Here is a 3,546-nt window from a genome sequence, read left to right as displayed (position 1 = left end):
CAAGCGAATGAAGGCCGCCTGGAACGAACCCTATCTCACCAAGCTGGTGTTCGAGGCCCCGAAGATCACGCCTCGAAAGGCAGCCTCCAAGGACTCGAATATTAGGAAAATGTGATGCGATTGCCCTATGCCGGTCGCCCGTAGTTGTTTTTACGCACCGTTCCTGTCGAAGGATCGGTCTTGACGCGACCAGCCTCCCAATGTGCCTGTCCAGGGTGACTCCTATCCATCGTCTGCTGCTGGACCGACATACGCTGAGTGCCACCACCTGGCGTACGTACGTCATACGAGTACTCGCGGCCAGAAGCATTCCGTGATTGCGACACTGGCTGCTGACTCGTCGGAATACCCGCATCGCGCATCGACTGCCTTCGCGCAGCTCTCGACGTGAACGCTGCTTCGTCTGCCACCCTTGCGGCATCCATCGCCTTGTTGGCGTGCCGAACGATGGCGCCCCACATTCCCGCCCCGAGCTATCCGCCTGCCTTGAACTCGGGCTGCACGGCCAGAGCCATGTCGAGCAGGGAGCCCGATTCGGTCGCTTGCCCCACCGCCGGGGCGTTCGCCGGACCGACGTAGGCGATGGCTATCACGGTCACGGCAATTCCGACGGCTAGCGGACTTTTCCCATCCGGATCCACAAACCGGTACGGATTATTGTTCGCATAGGCATACTTGTTGAAGCTCTGCAGGTTCCCTTCGTCGAACCCGGCCGGGTCGAGCGAGAGGAACCGCCCGATCTCGGCGTCGTACCACCGCGCGCCGTAGTAGTGCAGCCCGAGGGTTTCCTCCTCCTGCTTGCCGGTGTACCAGAGTTCGTTGGCGCCATCGTCCTCGCGCAGCAGGCGCGCGCCATAAGGGGCGTAGTCTTCGTGCCAGAGCGCCTCGCCGGCCTCGTTGGTGGCCGCCACCGGCGAGCCCAGGGCGTCGTTGTGGAAGTAGGTGATGCGGTCCTTGGCCGCGACTTGGCCGGCAAGCAGGCTCAGCAGCAGGGTCGCGAGCAGGATGTGCCCAACCCACGAGAGTCCGTTCGCAACCCTTCGGTGTGTGCTTCGGTTCATGTCGTCATCTCCGTGTCCTGCCTGGTCTTGACATTGGCCCGATCAACGCCGAGGCGTGACCGGGCCGCGTCCTACTTCACGACCGCCCCATCGGGGATGACCGCATCGGCGGGAACGACCACCCCGGCCTTGACGGTGACATCGTCTCCGATGCGGGCTCTGTCGCCCACCTGCGCCGCCGCTTTGATCTGGGTGTTCCTGCCCACGATGACGTCCATGCCCAACACCACCTGTTGCTTCAGGGTGCTGTTGGCTGCGATCGCACAGCGCTCCCCTATCATGGCGTCCTCGCCGATGCTCGCCTTTTCGCCGACGTTCACCTGAGCGCCGAGCTGCGCCCCGGCCTTGACGGTGGCGGATTCGCCGACGCTCACCTGGGCGCCGAGCTGTGCGCCGGCACCGATGGTGACTTTCGTTCCAAGGGTCGATCCATCACCGACCATCGCCCCCTCCTTGACGGTGGCGGACTCGCCGACGCTCACCTGAGCGCCGAGCTGCGCGCCGGCGCCGATGGTGGCCTTGGCTTCGAGGCTCGATCCATTACCGACAACGGCCCCCTCCTTGAGGGTGGCCTTCTCGCCGACGCTCACGTCCGATCCGAGGGTGGCGCCGTCCTTGATCGTCGCGTTCTTGTCGAGACGGGTGTTGTCGCCGATCGTGACATCATTCCCCAGCTTGACACCCTTGGCGATCGTCACGCCGGTGCCGAGGGTCACGCTCGCGGGAATCTTGACGCTCGGGGAAACGCAGGCGTCTCCGAACTCGCGCCCCAGGTTGTCGCCCGTCTGCTCCTGCCCGGGGTTGGACACCGTCGGACAGTTGTCGAGATTCGCGCACAGCCCATCGCCGTCGGCATCGTTGTCGGGGTCGAGCGGGCAGGCATCGCAGGCATCGCCCACACCGTCAGCATCGCTATCGGCCTGGTCGGGGTTGGGGGTACTCGGGCAGTTGTCGCGGTCGTCGGGGACGCCGTCGCCGTCAGTGTCCGTGCCGGTGCCGGGATCCTGCACCGCGACGACGACTGCATCGCTCGCGCTCAGCCCCTGGGCATCGGTCACTGTCAGACTGATGGCCAACGCGTAGTCGCTCCCGACGATCGGGGTGGTGAAGTTGACGCTGGCGGTGTCCGTGGCGCCTTGCCACTGCAGGGTCGGCCCGGAGGTCTGCTGCCAGGCATAGGTGATCGCGCCTTCGGCGTCGTAGGAGTCGCTGCCGTCGAGGGTGACCGCGGCGCCCGCGACTACACTCTGGTCAGGCCCGGCGATCGCCACCGGGGGCGTGTTGGGCTGGGTCGACGCGACCTGCACCGAGACGCTGTCGCTCGCGCGCTCGGCGTCGTTGTCGGTGACGGTGAGGACGAATTCCAAGGTCTCCGCGGCCACGACATCGGGGGCGGTGAAGTGGGCCTGCGCCTGGTCGGCGTTCTGCAGCACCACCGTGGTGCCCGCACTCTGCGCCCAGGCGTAGGCGCTCAGGGTGCCGTCGGGGTCGGCGGAGGCGCCCGCGTCAGGAATAACGTGGTACGTCCCCGACTATTCCTGAGACTGTGAGACTGACCGATCCTAAAGCTGACGAGTCCCTTTCCCCTCGTTTGGGCAATTGGAAATCCGGGAAGTCTGTATGATGTCTTTGCGGATAACGAGGCGCGATGGGAGAAGACGCTGCTTTTCAAGACCTGACCCCTATCCCGTATCTCGATGATGAGGTGCAGAGCTACCTTCAGGAACGGGCCAGATCAAAGGGCGTGGAAGTCGCCCAGCTCGTCAATGAGATGCTCAGGCAGGATATCAAGTTGATTGAGGCGGTGAAGTAGAAAGCCCAGCGGAACCGGGCTCTCTATATATTAACTCTTCAAATCCAACGACAAATCGCTTGCCTGCCCTTTTGCTTTAGAAACACTATTCATCCAATCTGGCCAAATAGCTGGATCAGCGGGATTGCCATCCGGCAATAGGCTCATCCCCCCTAAAAGCGCTCCGACATCATCAGATTTAGTCCTTTCATAGTAATCAACGAGAAACTCATACATAGCTGCATAAGCTGTTTTCTCATCCATCAATTCGGTACTCATCTCACCTCCCCGAAAGCCCTGTTTGAGGATTAAAGGTGCGAGGAGTTGAATTCACACCACCGTTCTGGATCACACCATTCCGGGTCTGAGCCCATACTTGGCTACCATCAGATCGAGTTCTTGCGGACCAGGCATTGCCAAATCTATCTGTACCCAGTGTTGTACGTGAATCGTTCGCAACACCTTGGAGCAGCTTTCTATAGCCACCGTATTAATAATCCAGGCATTTACTGGAACAAAAATCACAATGAGGCGTCTAAGTCATTATACGATAGTTAAATGATGAGGCCTATCATGAAACCCAACTGGTTATCCGATGCACGTCTAATCCCTGACGAGGTGATGAGTTATATTCGAAAAATTGCCGTTCATGCGGTTGAAGAAAATCATTACAGTCCAGAAGACGTCATCAAG

Annotated in this window: 4 protein-coding genes; 1 reads left to right on the top strand and 3 read right to left on the bottom strand. The window is 60.9% G+C overall.

Translation table 11 applies throughout. The annotated features are described in order from the left end of the window. Positions 1-473: 473 nt before the first annotated feature. Both CKO23_RS24130 and CKO23_RS27060 read right to left on the bottom strand, forming a co-directional pair. On the bottom strand, positions 474-1,061 hold the full coding sequence (locus tag CKO23_RS24130; RefSeq protein ID WP_200335959.1) for an RHS repeat-associated core domain-containing protein: 588 nt from the start codon (positions 1,059-1,061) through the stop codon (positions 474-476). 71 nt (positions 1,062-1,132) lie between these two features. Continuing rightward, positions 1,133-2,575, bottom strand: coding sequence for a PKD domain-containing protein (locus CKO23_RS27060; protein ID WP_440870595.1), 1,443 nt, complete (start codon positions 2,573-2,575; stop codon positions 1,133-1,135). 134 nt (positions 2,576-2,709) lie between these two features. Between CKO23_RS27060 and CKO23_RS24120 the strand changes: the two genes are divergently transcribed. After that, positions 2,710-2,874 (top strand): hypothetical protein, encoded by a 165-nt coding sequence (locus tag CKO23_RS24120; protein ID WP_200335953.1) that lies wholly within the window; start codon positions 2,710-2,712, stop codon positions 2,872-2,874. A 30-nt stretch (positions 2,875-2,904) separates the two neighbouring features. Here the strand turns inward: CKO23_RS24120 and CKO23_RS24115 are convergent, their stop codons facing one another. Beyond that, complete coding sequence (locus tag CKO23_RS24115; RefSeq protein ID WP_200335951.1) at positions 2,905-3,132, bottom strand: hypothetical protein; 228 nt, start codon at positions 3,130-3,132, stop codon at positions 2,905-2,907. Positions 3,133-3,546: the final 414 nt, after the last annotated feature.

This window comes from Thiocystis violacea, from assembly GCF_016583565.1.
Lineage (GTDB): Bacteria > Pseudomonadota > Gammaproteobacteria > Chromatiales > Chromatiaceae > Thiorhodococcus > Thiorhodococcus violaceus_A.
Note: the sequence above shows the minus strand (reverse complement) of the source record. Positions and strands in the feature narration are given on the sequence as shown.

Bases quoted from the DNA above. Each gene is read 5' to 3' on its own strand.
- CKO23_RS24130 (WP_200335959.1), bottom strand. From the start codon at position 1,061: ATGAACCGAAGCACACACCGAAGGGTTGCGAACGGACTCTCGTGGGTT.
- CKO23_RS24120 (WP_200335953.1), top strand. From the start codon at position 2,710: ATGGGAGAAGACGCTGCTTTTCAAGACCTGACCCCTATCCCGTATCTC.
- CKO23_RS24115 (WP_200335951.1), bottom strand. From the start codon at position 3,132: ATGAGTACCGAATTGATGGATGAGAAAACAGCTTATGCAGCTATGTAT.